Here is a 17,146-nt window from a genome sequence, read left to right as displayed (position 1 = left end):
AGAGGGCTACTACATACCGTCTAGCGTTGAGTTCTTCGCGGACTTCGCGCAGGACGCGACGACGGTCTGCACTGCTGTATTCGAGTGGTTCGATGCCTGCCTCTGCCACGGCTTGTTCTCGGTCTCGGATCGCGCGGCGAACTGCGAGGTTTTCGTGTGTGCGCGCTCCGAGAAGTCGGATGGCGGCGGTGATGCCATGGGCGATGAGTTTGAGGGCAGTCCACCAGCAGATGAGCATGCCGAGGTAAAGCCATTCGGTGTGGCCGAGTCTGACGGCTCCGTAGCAGGCCACGCCCGCGACGAAGTAGATCACGCCGAGAAGCGCCGCCGGGATCCCCCATCGGTGTCCGCGTCTAGTACGGAGGAGTGCGGTGAGGCGGTTGCTGGGGAGCCAGCGTTGGCACCAGTGGTAGACGGCGGCGGCGGGGCGCATGGCGAGGGAGATGAGAAACATGGTGGGCCTCCTTCAACGAGTCGAGCACGTGCGTGCTCGGTTGTGTTGTTGGTGGCTGAGCCCCTTCGCACCGGTGGTGCGTCCTGAAACGCCAATCGTGTATTGCTCGCCTGGTGAGTTCGATTTTACTTGGTGCTGCAGCATTCGTGAAGCCCCCTGTTGCACGGCTCCGAACGGGACTGTTGCAGCGCCTCAGCTGCTGTGTGCACGCGGCGCGCACTACTGTCCTGCCGGGTGGTGCAGCACGCTTCGCGCTGTTTCTGCAACGCTGGCGCGCTCCATCTGACCCATCGCTTCCTCGTTGCTTCAGAGGCAATGCTTGCATCTTCTGCGGGAATGCGGGTGATCGCGTCGGCTTGGACGTAGTGAGCCCTCCCCCGCGTCGGGTGGGCGCGGCCTGGGTCTCTCGAGTTTTGTACTCGTCGACCGTTCGCTTTTACTCTTCGACGGCTCGGGCAAGCGCAGATTACTCTTGCCGTCGCCTCCGCGTGTCCGGTGGCGGGCGCGCGAGGCATCGTGGCTCTTGCTCCGGTCGAAACGGTCCCGTGCTCTCCGGTTTCGGCGACGCATCTGGTGTGGTATTCGGGGTTTACGACCGCGCGGAGCGCGGGTGCCTGAGCGTACCCTTCGGGGCGGTCGCGCCGGGGGCACGGCGTGTAAATGCAAGACGTGTATCCGAATGTGAGAAGAACGGGTGCGGAGCGTGGTGGAGGAGGTTTGCGGCGCCGGTTTCGGGTCAAGAGGCGGCGGAGCAGGTACAGGTGGCTGCGGGCGTGGGCTGGTCGTGGTGCTGGGGTGAGGGTCGGGCGCAGGGCGCGGTGTGCGAGGGGTTTGGTCGATGCCGGCCGTGGATCGTGGTGTGGTCGGCACCGTCCGGGGGTGCTGGCGGTTACTCGTCCACCGTGAGCGCGAGGTCGTTCGCGCTGGTGATGAGGCGGGCGATGCCCGCTTGGATGAGGAGGTGGCATCCCGTGCTGGTGGTGCTGGTGATCGGGCCGGGCACTGCTCCCACCGTGCGCGCGAGGCGGTGCGCGGTGTGCGCGACGTGGGCTGCGCCCGAGCGTGCTCCGGCTTCCACGATCACGGTTGCAGCGGAGAGGGCTGCGAGAATGCGGGTGCGTGCAACGAACCGGGAGCGGGTCGGTGCAGCACTCGGCGGGGTCTCGGTGAGCACGAGTCCGTGCTCGGTGACCTGATGCAGCAGGCCGATGTTGCCTGCCGGGTAGGGGCGGTCGATGCCGGATGCGAGGACGACGATTGCATGCCCGGATGTGGTGAGGGTTGCGCGGGTTGCGGCGGCGTCGATCCCGTACGCGCCTCCGGTGACGATGCTGTGCCCGGTTCGGGTGAGGTCGTGGGCGAGTTCGGCGGCGGTGTAGTCGCCGTAGCTCGTGGCGGCTCTCGCGCCGGTGAGGGTGACGGTCTGGCCGGGGGCGCTGGCGAGGAGGGTGAGGTCTCCGACTGCCCAGAGTGCGACGGGTCGGTCAGGTCCGAGGTCGTCCAGACCGGTGGGCCATTGCGGGTCTCCGGGAATGATGACGGTGTGCGTGCCGTCCGCGACGCGCTCGATGGTCTCGATGACGGGTGTGTCCGCGAGGGGGTGCGGGGTTGTTTCAAGGATGTGCTGGACCACAGCCGGGCCGTTCGTGCCGGTCAGGCGCGCGGCGGGAGGATTGGGCTCCCCGGGAATGGTCAGGCAGGCCAGCGCGATGCGTGCGAAACGTTCCTGCTGGCCGGGGTCGGCGGTGATCTGGTCGAGGATCTGGGTGTTCATGATTGTGTGCTCCTATGAGGTGGGGAGGGGCGGGGTCGGTCACCGGTGATGCGATGACCGGCCCCGCCGTGGGTGGTGCGGTGGGTCAGGCCGCGTCGGCCGGCTCGTCCTCGACGGTCGGCTCATCGTCGCTGTCGTCGCTTGCGGCGTCGGCGTCGTCCGTCTCGCTGGGCGACTCCTCGGACACCTCGACCTCCTCGGCCTCGGCAGGGTTGTCGAGCGGGGCCTCCTCCTCCGGCTCCGGGTCGGGGCTGGTGGTGTCGGTCTCGTCCGCGCTCGTGTCCTCGCCGTTGACCTCCTCGCCGGTCTCCTCCTCGGTGGAGGCGTCCGCGTCGGCGGGGGTGTCGGCGTCGTTGGTGGTGTCCTCGGCTCGGTGGGCGCTGTCGGGGTCGGTGATGAGGGTTTCGACGTCGGAGAGGGTGTATCCCCAGGCGGCGAGTTGGTCGAGGTACGCGCGGGTCGCCTGGTCGGGGTTGCGCCAGCTGTTCTTGTTGGTTGCCGCTTCCAGAGCGCCGAGTGCGACGGCGAGCAGGGCGTGTCCTGCCTTGGTCGGGGTGGCCTGGGTCATCGCGGCGATGGGGTGCGGCTGTCCGTAGTGGCGCTGGCCGTCGAGGCTGAGGAGGGTCGCTGCCATGTCGTGCCCGTCGCTTGCGGCGCGCGCGACCTCGTGCCGGTTGTCTGCGATCACGGTTGCCGCGAATGCAAGTGCCTGGGAGGGCAGGCGTTTGCGTCCGAGCAACTTGGTCACCCATGCGCGGCGCACCTTTTCCGCGCTGACCCATGCCTTGTTGTTGGCGACGACGCGGCGGCGTTCGGCCTTCTCCTCCTCGGTCATCGACCCGGATCGGGTGTTGGGCTGGTTGTGTCGGATGGAGGTCAGGCCGTGCTCGCGCCAGTTCACGACGACGTGAGCGATGTCGATGCTCCCCCACCGCTCCCCGATAGCGATGGCGTGCCCGTCTTTGCCTGCGTAGTTCTCTTCGGTGACGCGCTCGCCGTCGGCGGTGAGCAGGTCGTGGAGGAAAGCCACGTCCTCGTCGCCCCATGCCGGGTAGTCCATGACGGTGTATCCGTCTGCTTCGTACTGGGCGCGCAGGGCCGCGATTTCTTCCTTGGTGGCCTTGTCGTCCAGGTGCCGCTGGGCGTAGTGGTCGAACGATTCCGGGTCGTGTGCGGCGATGCTGGTGAGTTCGGCCAGCGCGTCGGGGTCGTCCTCGAACTCTGTGAGGATGAGTGCTTGGTCGAGGGTGAGGGCGTGCTGGGTGACGGCGGTCTTGGCGATGTCGCTTTCGGCGACGGCGAGGCCGGTCTTGACGGTGGTGCGCTTGGTGCCGGTCTGTTTGGCGATGGCGGTGACGCTCATCCCGTCCAGCGCCAACTGCCGCCATGCCTCGGCCCGGTCGGTGTCGGTGAGTCCTGCGCGGTGTTCGTTGGTGATGTACTGCTGGATGATGCGGATGCGCTTCTCGTCGGAGGCGTCCACGACGTAGACGGGAACGTCCTCGGCGTCGGCCTCGCGGGCGGCGAGGGTGCGGCGCTGTCCGTCGCGGACGATGATGTTCCCGTTCTGGTCGGGGTGGGCGAGGATGGGCACGATCACGCCGTGGAGCTTGATCGAGTTGACGAATGCCCGGTCGAGGTCGACCTGTGAACGGATGTTGTCCTCCACGACGAGGGTGTGGGGGCTGATCCGGCGAACTTCCGGCCCCTGCACGGCCTCCTCGGCGGGGGTGAGGTCTGCGGCCTGGGTCGGGGTGGTGTCGATGATGGTCATGGCTTTCGGTTCCTTTCCTGAATCCCGGAGGGCGGTCACACCGGGTGGTGTGGCTGTTCCCTCCGTGCCATTGCCTTTCGGCACATGCCGAGAAAAGGGGCCAGGAATGAATGCGCAAGGCCGAAGAGTCAAAAAATCTCCTCCCGACACCAGGGGAAGGAGATCGACTATCGGGGAGAGTTTTTGCGTGCCTTGCGCAGAAGGGAATGGTCCCGCACAATCAAGCAGCCGAAAGGCAATCCGCAGGATTGCCCAACCAGTGCTGCCACCGCGTCAGCGGTGACCGCCTGACTATCCGTGCAGAAGCGGCGGCAGCGGCAGCCCGCAACTCGGGGAATGAAATCTGCGCGCGACGGCGACCAGGATGGGCCGTGCACGGTGGCAAGTAGGCGTGATGGCCCATGGCCCACGGAGCCAGCGGTGCGTTCTCGAGGACCTGTCCGGCACACCTGCGCTGGCGGCTAGGGAGTGACGCGCACGCGTGGCTACCTCCGGCACGGACTTGTGGGGTGTGACGCGCGCACCTGTCCTCACGAATAGCCGATCCGAGCGTGGTCGGTGCGGACGTGAAGGCGGTGGTCTGGGTGGCCCGAATGAGACGTTCCCCGGCCGAAGTACAGGCGGCGCGTGAAACCAAGCTCGACGAGATGGCGGAGAAGCTCGAGACTGCCGTCGCGGGGCTGACGACGGGTGAGGATTGGAAGCGGGCAATCGAGTTCGCAGCCCGGTTCAGATCGCGGAGTTTTCGGAACACCCTGCTGATCTACGCCCAGCATGCTGACGCATACGAGCAGGGGCGAGTGTCGACGCCGGTGCCGACGTACGTAGCGGGGTTCAACCAGTGGAAGCAACTTGACCGGTCGGTGGACAAGGGCCAGTCCGGGTACATGATCTACGCCCCGGTGATGGGGCGGTTCGCGTCGAAAGATCCTTCCGATCCGATGTCGTGGCGCCGATTGCAGGCTCGGGAGAAGCCTGCCGCGGGCGAGGTGGTGCGTTCGAAGATCGTCAACGTGAAGCCTGCGTACGTGTGGGATGTGACGCAGACCAGCGGGTCGGAGATCCCGGAGCGGCCAATGCCGCGGCTGCTGGAGGGAGAGGCGCCGGCTGGGCTGTGGGCGGGGCTCGCCGCGCAGGTCGCGACGGAGGGATTCGAGTTGCAGGACGCGGCGGATGCGTCTTCCATCTGGGGAGCGAATGGCGTGACGATCTACGACACGAAGGTTGTCGCGGTTCGCGCGGACATGGACGATGCAGCGCGGGTGAAGACGCTGGCGCACGAACTCGGGCACGTCCGTATGCACGATCCGGTTGAGGCCGTCACCCATCATCGCGGCATCCGAGAGGTGGAGGCGGAGTCGGTCGCGATGATGATCGGCGCGGCATACGGCATGGACACCAGCGACTACACGATTCCCTACGTCGCGACGTGGGCGCAGTCGGTGGCGGACAAGGAACCGGTGGACGTGGTGCGCGAGACCGGCGAGCGGGTGCGTCGCGTGGCATTGGATATCCTCGACAAGTTGCCGGATGCGGGCATCGGCGACGGTTACCCACCAGGGCTTGACCGCTCCGGCCCTGGCGCTGAACGCAAGACGTCGCAGGCCCGGACAGTCGAGTTGGGCGGGGCGGCACCCGTTCGATCGACGACGAGCATTGACGTGTCGGTTCCAGCGCTGTGACGACGTCAACGAGCACGTCCGTGGAACGGCGGATGGGCGCATGGGTGGTGGGCGCGTCCATCATCGGCACGGTGCTGCTGGGAGTGGGAGCGTTCTGGCTATCGTTCACCGCGCTCGCGGACCTCGCGTCCCGCGCGGGCACCGCGGTGGGGCTCGCGTGGGTATGGCCGTTGATCGTGGACGGGGTAATCGTCATCGCGACGATGTCGGTGGTCGCTTTGTCGCCGTATGGGCGGGCGGCGACCCGGTATCCATGGCTGCTGTTGGGCGGGGCGGCGCTAGTGTCGATCACGGCGAATATCACGCACGCGCTGGTCGCCGCCGACGAAACCGTGCCCGGCATAGTGGCGGCGCTCGTGGCATCGGTGCCACCGATCGTACTGCTTGCGGCCACGCACTTGACTGTGGAGCTGGGCCGCTACCGCCGCGCCATGCCGACCGTCGGTGAGGATGCCGATGTCGACCCGGCCACGACCCTGGTGCAGGAAGGAAGGTCCGAGCGTATGCCGGTTCAAGCGTTGATGTCCGGAACAGTGAGGACAGCAGTCGCGGCAGAGAACACGCACGCGGCATCATCTACGCCGAGCCGGGCCCGCGCGGATATGGGCAGGCCTGAAGACGCGATCCGATTGAGCATGCAGGGTCTGTCGAACAGACAGATCGCGCTTGAGCTCGGTGTCCATCCGACGACCGTCGGACGGTGGATGAAATCAGTCGCGAAGCGGTCCGAAACCACCGCGGAGAAGGAGGAATCATGAACACCGGTGACGACGAGCGGTACATCCCACTGGAGCGCGATGGCAGGGACACGGTAGTGACTGTGGCGTCGGAACGAAAGGCGGAGGCGGAGCATGTGGAGACGGCGCAAATGGATTCGGACGCGCTGGCTCGCTTGTCGGACCCGGCGTTGGCGGCGCGTCGGGAGCGCATCGCCGCCCAGGTGAAGGACCGGTCGCGGCTGACGTGGATGCCCGCATCGGAACTGATGCGACACAGCAGCCAACGTGTCGCGGACGCGATCAGTCACGGGCAGGAGAGACTGCACCGGGCTGCGCGGGACGCCACGGTAGCCGGTACAAGGAAGGTGGCGCAGGCCGTCGGCGAGCGGGTACGAGGGCTGGGCACGCCGCGCCCCGTCATCGGGCGACCGCAGCAGAGCGAACCTGTGGTGACTCGTCAGGGCATCTGAGCGGCATCGCTTTGGAGACCGAGCCTTGTGCGCTGGGCAGCGAAGAGCCGGTCGGTAGTGTGCGCTTAAACGCGATGAATGGAACCGTGGTCGCCCGCGCAGCCACGCTCATCGCCGTCGATGTCGCCGACAACAAGCTCGAGAAGGCCAAGCTATTCTGGGCCACACACACCATCAATTCGACCACCACCGATCCGGCCGCCGAGGTGCAGCGGATCACTGAACGCGGTGCGGTTGGCGCGTTCGATCCCGTCGGAATCCCCGCCGTCACCCAGGAGGTCGTAGGCATAGCTCGCCCGGGCGAAGGCCTATGCTGGGCCGCCCTCCTGGACCCCACCGCTACAGTGCCGATGCAGAGGATCGGCCTCATCGGCAAACAAATGTGCATCCCGGGGCGTCGACATGGGCTCTACAACGCCCAAGCACGACATCCCGCTTCACGCAAACCTGTACCTGCAGGGCCGCTTCCGACTCGACGAGCCCATCTCGAAGGAAATCGCTGTGGATGAAATCGACGCCGGTTGCGACGCACTGCAGGACCCCGCGGTCACCCGCGTGGTGATCACAGGCGAACTCGGCTGAGATCCATTCCTCAAAAGACGTGCAATGACGACCGACTAATGAGAATTAGCACACCCACCCAATGGCCCGCCGCCGTGTTCGGCTAATGTCAAGCGGTCAACGATCGCCGGGAAGGTGGCGGAGGTGTCCGATGGCTTCGTCGAGAAGATCTGCGACATGATCATCGAACAGCACATAGTGAATGTGCCGTCCGTCACGATCGCCGCGGACCACGCTGAGATTCCGGAGAAGCCGTAGGTGGTTGGAGAGCGTCGTCTGTCCGATGCCGAGCTGCATGCCGAGATCGGTCACCGTGCTGGGATGGATGCGCAGCACACTCAGGATGCGGAGCCGGACTGGTGATGCCAGCGCCCGCATGATCTCAGCTAGCCGCACGGCATCCCCCGCTGACAGCGGAGCGGACGCTGGTTCCACCGAACTGCTCATAGGCGAGTTCCTCTCTCATGAGCACGATTATCATTCACATACATCATAGTATCATGTTCTTGTGATGTATTGTTGAGGTATGACTACCTCGACTGCCACGAAATCTCCTGCCGTCATAGAGGAGCACGCGCACGGCTCCGCCCGATGGGAGCTGTGGTTCGCCATCGTGGCGGGCATCACCTACGCCGCGGGGATGATCGCAGAGTATGCGGTCGGCTTGCCGCTGATGGGTCTGCCCTTGGTCCTGTTCATCGCCACTTACTTCTTCGGTGGCTTCTTCACTGTCCGCACGGCGGTCGCATCGACATTGCGGGGCAAGTTCGAGGTCGACTTCCTCATGATCGTCGCCGCAATCGGCGCCGCCCTGATCGGGAAGTGGGCGGAGGGCGCAGTGCTGCTGTTCCTCTTCAGCCTCGGCCACGCTCTCGAGGAATACGCGATGAGCCGCGCCAGCAAGTCGATCGAAGCGCTGGCTGAGCTCGCACCACGGACCGCCCTGGTACGCCGCGGGGACGACGATCCCGTCGAGGTTCCGGTGGAGCAGATCGTGGTGGGTGATGTCGTGATGGTGCGCCCGAACTCGAGGATCCCGTCGGACGGGTTCGTGATCGCCGGGATCTCGGCCGTCGACCAGTCGGCGGTCACCGGTGAGTCGATGCCCATCGAGAAGGAGCCGGTCGCGGATCGCGAGCGGGCGATGCGCACCGTCGATACCCTTCCGGCCTCGAATCGCGTGTTCGCCGGCACGGTGAACGGCTCCGGGGTGCTCGAGGTCGTGGTGTCGGCGACAGCCGCGGACTCGACGCTGAGCAAAGTCGTCGAGCTGGTCCGCACGGCCGACCAGGCTGCGTCACCGACGCAGCAGTTCATCAACCGTTTCCAGCGGTGGTACGTGCCCGCGGTGATCCTCGGCGTGGCCGCCACCCTGGTGGTCGCGATGTCCGTGTTCTCGCAGCCGTTCACGGATGCCTTCTATCTCGCAATGACTGTCCTCGTGGCCGCGAGCCCGTGCGCACTGGCCATCGCGACGCCGGCGGCCGTTCTCGCTGGAGTCGCCCGAGCGGCCCGCGCCGGCGTGCTGGTCAAGGGCGGTGCTCCGCTGGAGACCCTGGGGCGCGTCAGGGCGATGGCCTTCGACAAGACCGGTACCCTCACCTGGGGCAACCCGCAGGTGACGTCGGTCACTCCCGTGGACGGCGTGGACGGGAGCCTCCTCGTCCCCATCCTGGTCGCCGTGGAGTCTCTCAGCGATCACCCGCTCGCAGCAGCGATCGTCCGCGACCTCGCAGGTCAGGTGTCCGAGGCGGAGCGCGTCGAGGCGTCGGACCTCAACGCCGTCGTCGGCCGCGGTGTACGTGCCACGGTCGACGGAGAGATCGTCGAGGTCGGCAACCTGCGGATGTTCGACGAGCAGGGCCTCACCCTCCCCTCGTCAGTCGAGATCGCTTACACGGAGGCGCGCGACTCCGGCCAGACGTTGATGATCGTCCGACGCGGTGATCGGTTCCTGGGAGTCGTCGGCGTGATGGACACCTCTCGCGCCGAGTCCGCGCAGGTGCTCCGCGTGTTGCGAAGCGCGAACGTCGGCCAGCTCGTGATGATCTCCGGCGACAACCAGCGCGTCGCGGATGCCGTCGGCCGCGAGGTCGGCGTCGACACCGCAATCGGTGAGCTGCTGCCGGAGGACAAGGTTGCGCACATCACTCGTCTTGCCGAGACGCATCGCCCCATCGCGATGGTCGGGGACGGCGTGAATGACGCGCCCGCGATGGCTCGCGCGGACATCGGCATCGCGATGGGGGCTGCCGGTTCCACCGTCGCACTGGAGACCTGTGACATCGCTCTCATGAGCGACGACCTGGGACGCGTCCCGTTCGCCGTGCGTCTGAGCCGCGCGACCAGCCGGATCATCCGTCAGAACCTCATCGCGAGCCTCGCGATCGTCGTCCTCCTGGTGATCGCCACCTTCATCGGGCTGAACATCGGTGCCGTGGTGCTCATCCACGAGGGCTCGACACTCATCGTCGTGGCCAACGCTCTTCGCCTCCTGGGCTTCGAGCGTGGCAAAGAGCACGCTGGTATCGACCACGAAGACCGCCCCTCCCACTGAGGCCGCGGGCGTCTGGCGGCCTAGGGCAGGATCGGGGATCAGCGGCCCGGTGGATCCGCTTCGGGCTTGCGTCCGATCCGTGCTGCGTAGCGTCGCAACCAGACGGACAGGATCATCAGGCCAGCGGCGCCGAGCAGGATGCTCCCTCCGATGATCGCCGCCAGCACTCCCCCGGTCGACGGATCCTCTGACCCGCCGGCAATCCTGTCCGTCGTGGCTGTCGGATCGGTGTGCGGCTCGATGCTCGCCACGGGCGGGTCGGCAGCGAGGGTCTCGGCCACGATCTCGGTCGCTGCGACGGGCGGAGGTGAAACCGAGACCTCCTGGGCGGCTACGGCGGGCAGGCATCCCGACCCCCATACTGACGCCACCAGGACGACACCGCCGAGGATGTGCCGGAACGCCGAAGACGGATTCATGAGAGAGAGCCCGCCTTACCTACCGGTCAAGATGAGCCACAGCAGCAGCGCATTCAGCACGACGAGGAAGGCCGATGCCGCGATCCCGGCCGCCGTCGTGATTCCGTGATTGCGGAATCTGCCGAGCAATCCCCTGTTCGCAGTCAGGACGACGAGGGGAATCAACGCGAACGGGATGCCGAAGGACAGCACGACCTGGCTCAGAACCAGCGCGAGTGTCGGATCGACGCCGAAGGCGAGGATCGCGAGAGCTGGGATGAGCGTGACCAGTCGCCGGGTGAGCAGCGGGACTCGGACGAGGAGGAGGCCACGCATGATCTCCGCGCCCGCATACGCTCCGACCGATGTGCTCGCCAGCCCGCTGGCGAGCAGGCCGACCGCGAAGAGCGTCGCGACGGCCGGGCCGATGCCGTCGTGAAGGGCGGCGTATGCGCCCTCGAGCGTGTCGGTTCCGCTCACACCTGCAAGGTTGGCCGCTGCCAGCAACAGGATGCAGAGGTTCACCGTGCCGGCGATCAGCATCGCGATCGTGACATCCCATCGGGTGGCGCGTAGCAGTCGAGAGGTCGAGATCCCGCGGAGGTTCTCCAGGGGCACCCCCCGTGACACCGTCGCGGCCGCTTTCGCTCCGTTCTGCGCCGAGACTGCAGTGAAGCGGTCTCGCGATAGCGCACTGTGAGCATAGATCGCGTGGGGCATGATCGTCGCCCCGAGGATCGATGCAGCCAGCAGGACTGAATCCGTGCCGTCGAACCGGATCATGAGACCGCTGGCCACTCCGGCGCCGTCGGGGGGTGCCACGAAGACTCCGTAGCCGAAACCGATCGCGATCACCGCAACGAGTCCCATGATGACGAACTCGAATGGCTTGGCGCCACCGCGCGACTGCACGATCAGCAGTGTCATCGACACCGCCCCTGTGATGAGACCTCCCCAGAGCAGTGGCACGCCGAAGAGCAGGTAGAGGGCGACGGCGCCGCCGATCACCTCGGCGATATCGGTAGCCATCGCGACGAGCTCCGCCTGCAGCCAGTACGCGCGCCGCCCCCACGGACTCCGGATTCTGTGGCCCAGCGCTTCTGGAAGGCTCTGACCGGTAACGACACCGAGCTTGGCCGAGAGGTACTGGATCAGCCACGCCATGACGTTGCCCAGGACGACGACCCATACGAGCAGGTAGCCGTATCGGGCGCCCGCGGTCATGTTGCTCGCGACGTTCCCAGGGTCGAGGTAGGCGACCCCTGCGACGAGTGCCGGCCCGATCAGCCATGCCAAGCGACGAGGCGACCGGCGGATCGTCGCCTCGTCAGCAACACGCCCAACAAGGGCATTTTTCGGCACACCGAAATCATACGTCGGCGGGGGCCGAGGAGGAGGGGAAAGCTAGTCGCCGATGGCCCGGTCGAGGGCGTCGGTAAGGTCGCTGAGCTGGGTCAGCTCGAGCCTCTCCCCGTCGAGGAAGAACGTCGGCGTGCCGGAGACGCCCATCGACTGGCCGTCGACCGAGTCCTCCTCGATCCGCTCCCTGGTGGCCGGGTCCGCGACGGCCGCGTCGTATGCGGCCATGTCGAGCCCCATCCCCTCGGCGAACGTTCGGAACAGGTCGGAGTGGTCGACCTGTTGGTCACCCCATCCCGACTGGCTCTGGAACATCATGTCGTACATCTCCTCAGCCTGGCCCTGCTGCGCCGCCGCCTCGACGGCGAGGGCAGCGTTCATCGAGTTCACATGGCTGGGGATCGGGAAGTATCGGAACGCATAGTTGATCTTTCCGTCGTACTGCTCCCGCACCTGCTCGATTGCGGGGTACACGGCTCCACAGGCTTCGCACTCGAAATCGAGGAATTCCACCAGTGTCGGCGCATCCGGGCCGGCCTGGTCCAGGACGTGCGTGTTGTTCCGGGTGCCCGGCAGCGCACCTTCGGCTCCGGCCGGGTCAGGGGCCTGCGGGCGGGTAGCGATCACGTAGATGGTCGCGGCGATCACGAGCACGAGCACCACGATGATCGAGATCATCGTGGCCCTCAGCGGAGTGCTCATGCGCTTCTTCGGCGGCGGGGTCGGGGCAGAACGGGGCTTCGTCCGGGTGCTCATCAGCGGGGGTGTCCTTCGGGCGAGAGGGTGGGCGGTCAGGGTTGTTCGTCCAGGCCATCCCGGATCACGAAGGAGAGGATGGATGCCGCTTTCAGGTGGCCGGTAGTGCAGCTGGCAACGAGGCCGCCTCGGTGCGATCTATGCATGCGTGAGCGCCGGCTGCAGTTCGGCCGGCTGCTGCAGTCGGGTCGATGCGGGGCGCCGGGCGGCGCTGACGCCGTTGAGGATCACAACTACCTCGGCGACCTCGTGGACGAGCACCACCCCGGCAAGTCCCAGGATGCCGAAGAGGGCGAGGGGGAACAGCACGACGATGATCGCCAGCGCGAGGCCGATGTTGACGGTCATGATGCGGCGTCCGCGGCGGGCGTGGGCGAGGGCGCCGGGGATGAGTCGGAGGTCATTGCCGGTGAAGGCGATGTCGGCGGACTCGATCGCGGCCGCCGATCCCTTCACGCCCATCGCGATCCCCACCGTGGCGGTCGCCAGGGCCGGGGCGTCGTTGATGCCGTCGCCGACCATCGCGGTGGGGCCTTCGGCGACGAGCGCGGCGATGGCGTCGGCCTTGTCCTTCGGGAGCTGCTCGGCGCGCACGTCTGTGACACCGGCCTGTGCGGCGAGGGCGCGGGCGGTGCGCTCGTTGTCGCCGGTGAGCATGACGGTGCGGATGCCCTGTGCGTTCAGCATCCGGATGGTCTCGGCCGCTTCCGGCCGCAGCTCGTCGCGGACGCCGATGAGTCCGGCGATCTGGCCGTCGGCTTCGACCACGACGACGGTCATCCCTGCGCCGGCCATGTCGTCGGCCCTGCTCTGCAGCGGGCCGGGGTTCAGCCAGCGCACGTTGCCGACCCGCAGGCGCGTGGCGCCGACACGGCCGATGATGCCGTGGCCGGCTTCCTCGACGACGTCCTCGCCTGGGGCGGTGCCGGGTGAGGCGGCGGTGATCGCCGCGGCGAGCGGGTGGGTGCTGGTCGCTTCGAGGGCTGCGGCGAGGGCGAGCACGTCTTCGCGCGTGCGGCCGGCGGCGGCTTCGATCTCGACGACCTGGGGCTCGTTGCGGGTGAGGGTGCCGGTCTTGTCGAGCGCGACGGTGCGGATCGTGCCGAACTGCTCGAAAGCTTCGCCGGACTTGATCACGACGCCGAACTTCGACGCCGACCCGATCGCGCTGATCACCGTCACGGGCACGGCGATGGCCAGCGCGCAGGGCGAGGCGGCGACGAGCACCACCAGGGCCCGCTCGATCCACAGGCCGGGGTCGCCGACGATGAATCCGAAGACGGCGACCAGCGCGGCGGCGATCAGCACGATCGGCACGAGGGGGCGGGCGATGCGGTCGGCCAGGCGAGCGCGTTCGCCCTTGCGGGCGTGGGCCTGCTCGACGAGCTCGACGATCTGGGTGAGCGAGTTGTCGCGGCCGTCCGCGGTGGCCTCGATCCGCAGGGTGGCCGAGCCGTTCACGGATCCGGCGGCTACCACGCTGCCGGGGCCGACCTCGACCGGGATCGACTCCCCCGTGATCGCCGAGGTGTCCAGGCTCGAGCGGCCCTCGACGACGACGCCGTCGGTGGCGACCCGCTCCCCCGCGCCGACGACGAGGATATCGAGCTCCCGGACCTCCGCGGCCGGGATCGTGACATCCCCGGCCAGGCGGGAGACACGCACCGAGTCCGGGATCAGCGCGAGCAGAGCCCGCAGCCCCTCCTTCGCCCGGTCCATCGCCCGGTCCTCGAGCGCCTCGGCCAGAGAGAACAGGAACGCCAGGGTCGCCGCCTCCCCGACGTGGCCGAGGGCGACCGCGCCGACGGCCGCGATCGTCATCAGCAGGCCGACGCCGAGGCGTCCGCGCAGCAGTCGGCGGATCGCGCCGGGCACGAACGTGTACGCGCCGGCGAGCAGCGCGATCCCCTGCAGCACCAGTGCCGGAACCGGCACTCCGGACCACTCGAAGAGGTATCCGGCCAGGAGCGTCACGCCGGCGATGGCGGACGGGAGCAGCGCCGGGTCACGCCACCAAGGCGGCCGCACCTCGTGCTCGACCTCGCCGTGCTCGTCATCGTGGCCGTGCGCCGCCTCATCCGGGCCGCAGCACGCGTCACCAGCGTCATGACGGGCGGGAGCCTTCCGCTGCACGGCATCAGGCTCGGGGCCGCAGCAGGCGTCTCCCGAGGGCGGCAGTGTGCGCAGCGGGATCCGCCGCACCGTCGCCACGGGCTTGCGAGGCTCGTCCGGGCCGCAGCACTCCTCGCTCACCGGTCCCCCTCCCCTGCTGCCTCGTCGACGGGCGCGCAGCACAGCGGCACGTCGCAGTGCTCGTCCATGCAGGGCTCGCCGTCGTCATAGGCGAGCACAGTGTCGACCAGCAGGGTGATGGCCTTGGTGAGGTGCGGGTCGGCGATCTCGTACCGGGTCTGCCGCCCCTCCGGCGTCGCCACGACGATCCCACACCCGCGCAGACACGCTAGATGGTTCGACACGTTCGTGCGGGTCAGCCCCAGGGTCTCCGACAGACGCGCGGGATACCCAGGTCCGGACAGCAGTTCGAGCAGGATCCGCGACCGGGTCGGGTCGGCCATCGCCCGACCCAGCCTGTTCATGACGTCGACGCGCGAAGCAATAGTCAGCATGCAATGACTATACATCGCCAGCTGAACAATGTGTCGACAAGGATGGCCATTCTCCGCGAGGCCGGATTATCTCTACATCTTGTAGTAGATTCTTCGGTGTGATCGGCTCCCCTTGGAATCTCATTCTCACGCTCGCGTTCGCCTTCACGGGCTTAGTCTGTGCGTTCGATCTGGCTGGTCGGCTGGGGCGGATTCGACGCAAGCAGGCTCGGTTCGGCGGGGAGATCCTGATCGACCTCAACCACCTACTGATGTCTGCCGCGATGATCTGGATGGCGTGGTCTATGGAGTCCGAGTTTGCCCTGTGGGCGCAGGCTGGCCTGTTCACCGTCCTGACGATCGCGCTCCTGCCGTCGATTCGCCGGGGGGAGACGGCAGCGCAGCGTGTCGACCTGGTCGGGCACGTCCTACTGAATGCGGCAATGGTCTGGATGCTCGCGGCGATGCCGCTGCTGATGGCAGGAATGGGCATGAGTCATGCACCGGAGGCGGGCATGACCACAGGGCATGAGACCGTGGCGGACGGCGGCCTCACCCTGATGAGCACCCCGGCGTGGGCTGACGCGATCAACGCGTGCTTCGTGGTTCTCAGCGTCGCTGCATTCGGGTGGTGGGCTTACCGCTTCATCGCCTCTCGCCATCACCGGCTGCATGTCGCCTGTCATGCGACGATGGCGGCGGGGATGGCGGCGATGTTGCTGTTGATGAACGGGTGACCCCCTGGAGCCTGATCCGGATATCCACATCTTGTAGAGTTTCCGCGAGGAGGCGATCGATGCCCGGTGAACGCACGCGTGAACGCGGCGAGCTCGAGTCGGAGATCATGCGCATCCTCTGGGGCTCCGCCCAGCCGGTGAGCGCGCGGGAGATCCAGGAACAGTTCACGGGTCACACGCCCGCGTACACCACGGTGATGACGACGCTGGAGCGGTTGCATCAGAAAGGGCAGGTCGTCCGCTCCGGGGACTCGCCCCGAAAGGTTCGCTTCCATGCGGCGCAGAGCGAGAATGAGCACGCCAGCGTGTCCATGATGACCGCCTTGGACGGTGCCGAGGATCGCCAGGCGGCGCTGCTGAGCTTCGCGGGCAACCTCGCGGCAGAGGACGTCGAGCTCCTTCGCGCGGCGATCACGTCGGGTTCCTCGCGGAAGCGTCGGTGACGCCGTGATCACCGCTGGCGCCCTTCTTGCCGCGTCCGTCTTGGTCCTCATGCTCGCTCCGCGCGTGCTGACCGTTGGGCACTGGCAGGTGCGGCATCCGCGGATCGCTCTGACGCTGTGGTTCGGGGCGTTCTTCGGCGGTGGCGTGCTGGTCCTCGGCTCCGTCGTCACGACGATCGCCGCGGCTCTGAACGCCGGAGCGGCACCCACTGCGGCCGAGGCGATCATGGTCACGATGGCCGCGTGGCTCGGGGTCGGTGCGATCGGTGCCGGGATCGCGTTCGTCGGCGTGTCGGCTGAGCCTCTGGCTCACTCCCACCAGCAGGCGCTCGCTCGTCTGGTCCCGATTGCGGTCGCGCGTGAGGAGCGCCGCGGGTTCACCTTGGTTTGGTTCGACGCCCCCTCCCCTGTGGCGTGCGCCGCGCCGGGGAGACCCGCGGAGATCCTGGTGTCCTCCGGTATGCGGGATCTGCTGACGGCGCCACAGCTGCAGGCGGTGATCGCGCACGAGTACGCCCATCTGCGTCTTCGCCATGGCTGGGCGATGCGCATCGCCGAGCTGAATGCCCTGTGCCTCCCTCGAGCACTGCGAGCGGGCCGCGGCCTCAAGCGCGCCACGAGCCTGCTGATCGAGCTGGTCGCGGATGACGCCGCGGCACGGCAGGCGGGAGCCGCGCACCTCGCCAACGCCCTGACCCGGCTCGCGGCCGCGACGGACGACCCCGGCCTGGCTGTCAGAGCCGAGCGCCTCACGCTCCGGCGCTGGCCGACGGCGGCGCGCCGCCGGCTGCCGGAGCCGATCCGGATCTGACACCGGAGAGGCCAGCATCCGGACGCGACCTTCCGCAGGCCTTCG

17 protein-coding genes and 1 pseudogene are annotated in these 17,146 nt (G+C 67.4%); 9 read left to right on the top strand and 9 right to left on the bottom strand.

Going from position 1 to position 17,146, the window contains the following annotated elements; genetic code table 11:
• The 3 genes from B4F19_RS12510 to B4F19_RS12500 form a co-directional block, all read right to left on the bottom strand.
• Positions 1–454, bottom strand: a 454-nt coding sequence (locus B4F19_RS12510; RefSeq protein WP_292735409.1) for a hypothetical protein, incomplete at its 3' end; no start/stop codon positions are given.
• An 889-nt stretch (positions 455–1,343) separates the two neighbouring features.
• Positions 1,344–2,228 carry a DNA-processing protein DprA gene (locus B4F19_RS12505; protein ID WP_292735407.1) on the bottom strand — a complete coding sequence of 295 codons (885 nt, stop codon included), beginning with the start codon at positions 2,226–2,228 and terminating at the stop codon, positions 1,344–1,346.
• Positions 2,229–2,313: 85 nt separating this feature from the next.
• The gene (locus B4F19_RS12500) at positions 2,314–4,002 is read right to left on the bottom strand and encodes a ParB/RepB/Spo0J family partition protein (protein WP_292735404.1); all 1,689 of its coding nucleotides are present in this window, start codon (positions 4,000–4,002) and stop codon (positions 2,314–2,316) included.
• 593 nt (positions 4,003–4,595) lie between these two features.
• Here B4F19_RS12500 and B4F19_RS12495 point away from each other — a divergent pair.
• The 5 genes and pseudogenes from B4F19_RS12495 to B4F19_RS12475 all read left to right on the top strand — a co-directional run bounded on the left by B4F19_RS12495 (position 4,596) and on the right by B4F19_RS12475 (position 7,455).
• Positions 4,596–5,684 carry an ArdC-like ssDNA-binding domain-containing protein gene (locus tag B4F19_RS12495; RefSeq protein WP_292735402.1) on the top strand — a complete coding sequence of 363 codons (1,089 nt, stop codon included), beginning with the start codon at positions 4,596–4,598 and terminating at the stop codon, positions 5,682–5,684.
• A 32-nt stretch (positions 5,685–5,716) separates the two neighbouring features.
• Entirely contained in the window at positions 5,717–6,442 is a 726-nt protein-coding gene (locus tag B4F19_RS12490; RefSeq protein WP_292735400.1) for a DUF2637 domain-containing protein, read from the top strand.
• Complete coding sequence (locus tag B4F19_RS12485; RefSeq protein ID WP_292735397.1) at positions 6,439–6,873, top strand: hypothetical protein; 435 nt, start codon at positions 6,439–6,441, stop codon at positions 6,871–6,873. The genes B4F19_RS12490 and B4F19_RS12485 overlap by 4 nt, the downstream gene beginning before the upstream one ends.
• Before the next feature lie 74 nt (positions 6,874–6,947).
• A pseudogene (locus tag B4F19_RS12480) lies at positions 6,948–7,226 on the top strand (zinc-binding dehydrogenase); the annotation flags it as partial.
• A 49-nt stretch (positions 7,227–7,275) separates the two neighbouring features.
• A complete protein-coding gene (locus B4F19_RS12475; RefSeq protein WP_292735422.1) occupies positions 7,276–7,455 on the top strand; it encodes a hypothetical protein in 180 nt (59 codons plus the stop codon).
• Between the two features lie 96 nt (positions 7,456–7,551).
• On the opposite strand, the gene B4F19_RS12470 is transcribed toward B4F19_RS12475, so the two are convergent.
• The gene (locus B4F19_RS12470; protein WP_292735394.1) at positions 7,552–7,881 is read right to left on the bottom strand and encodes an ArsR/SmtB family transcription factor; all 330 of its coding nucleotides are present in this window, start codon (positions 7,879–7,881) and stop codon (positions 7,552–7,554) included.
• A 79-nt stretch (positions 7,882–7,960) separates the two neighbouring features.
• On the opposite strand from B4F19_RS12470, the gene B4F19_RS12465 reads away from it, so the two are divergent.
• Positions 7,961–9,991 (top strand): heavy metal translocating P-type ATPase, encoded by a 2,031-nt coding sequence (locus B4F19_RS12465; protein WP_292735392.1) that lies wholly within the window; start codon positions 7,961–7,963, stop codon positions 9,989–9,991.
• 38 nt (positions 9,992–10,029) lie between these two features.
• Here B4F19_RS12465 and B4F19_RS12460 read toward each other — a convergent pair whose 3' ends face one another.
• The 5 genes from B4F19_RS12460 to cmtR all read right to left on the bottom strand — a co-directional run bounded on the left by B4F19_RS12460 (position 10,030) and on the right by cmtR (position 15,131).
• Positions 10,030–10,410, bottom strand: coding sequence for a hypothetical protein (locus B4F19_RS12460; protein WP_292735389.1), 381 nt, complete (start codon positions 10,408–10,410; stop codon positions 10,030–10,032).
• Between the two features lie 15 nt (positions 10,411–10,425).
• The gene (locus tag B4F19_RS12455) at positions 10,426–11,706 is read right to left on the bottom strand and encodes an Nramp family divalent metal transporter (RefSeq protein WP_292735420.1); all 1,281 of its coding nucleotides are present in this window, start codon (positions 11,704–11,706) and stop codon (positions 10,426–10,428) included.
• A gap of 87 nt (positions 11,707–11,793) precedes the next feature.
• Positions 11,794–12,450, bottom strand: a complete 657-nt coding sequence (locus B4F19_RS12450) for a DsbA family protein (RefSeq protein WP_292735386.1) — start codon at positions 12,448–12,450, stop codon at positions 11,794–11,796.
• A 192-nt stretch (positions 12,451–12,642) separates the two neighbouring features.
• Positions 12,643–14,637, bottom strand: a complete 1,995-nt coding sequence (locus B4F19_RS12445; protein WP_414683165.1) for a heavy metal translocating P-type ATPase — start codon at positions 14,635–14,637, stop codon at positions 12,643–12,645.
• A gap of 116 nt (positions 14,638–14,753) precedes the next feature.
• Complete coding sequence (gene cmtR / locus B4F19_RS12440) at positions 14,754–15,131, bottom strand: Cd(II)/Pb(II)-sensing metalloregulatory transcriptional regulator CmtR (protein WP_292735383.1); 378 nt, start codon at positions 15,129–15,131, stop codon at positions 14,754–14,756.
• Positions 15,132–15,229: 98 nt separating this feature from the next.
• Between cmtR and B4F19_RS12435 the strand changes: the two genes are divergently transcribed.
• From B4F19_RS12435 to B4F19_RS12425, 3 genes are read left to right on the top strand one after another with little or no spacing between them, the layout of a single operon-like run.
• Complete coding sequence (locus B4F19_RS12435; RefSeq protein ID WP_292735380.1) at positions 15,230–15,847, top strand: DUF5134 domain-containing protein; 618 nt, start codon at positions 15,230–15,232, stop codon at positions 15,845–15,847.
• A 59-nt stretch (positions 15,848–15,906) separates the two neighbouring features.
• Complete coding sequence (locus tag B4F19_RS12430) at positions 15,907–16,290, top strand: BlaI/MecI/CopY family transcriptional regulator (protein ID WP_292735377.1); 384 nt, start codon at positions 15,907–15,909, stop codon at positions 16,288–16,290.
• Between the two features lie 4 nt (positions 16,291–16,294).
• Positions 16,295–17,101, top strand: a complete 807-nt coding sequence (locus tag B4F19_RS12425; protein WP_292735374.1) for a M48 family metalloprotease — start codon at positions 16,295–16,297, stop codon at positions 17,099–17,101.
• Positions 17,102–17,146 lie beyond the last annotated feature (45 nt).

Source organism: Microbacterium sp. UBA1097 (assembly GCF_002313585.1).
Taxonomy (GTDB): Bacteria; Actinomycetota; Actinomycetes; order Actinomycetales; family Microbacteriaceae; genus Microbacterium.
Note: the sequence above shows the minus strand (reverse complement) of the source record. Positions and strands in the feature narration are given on the sequence as shown.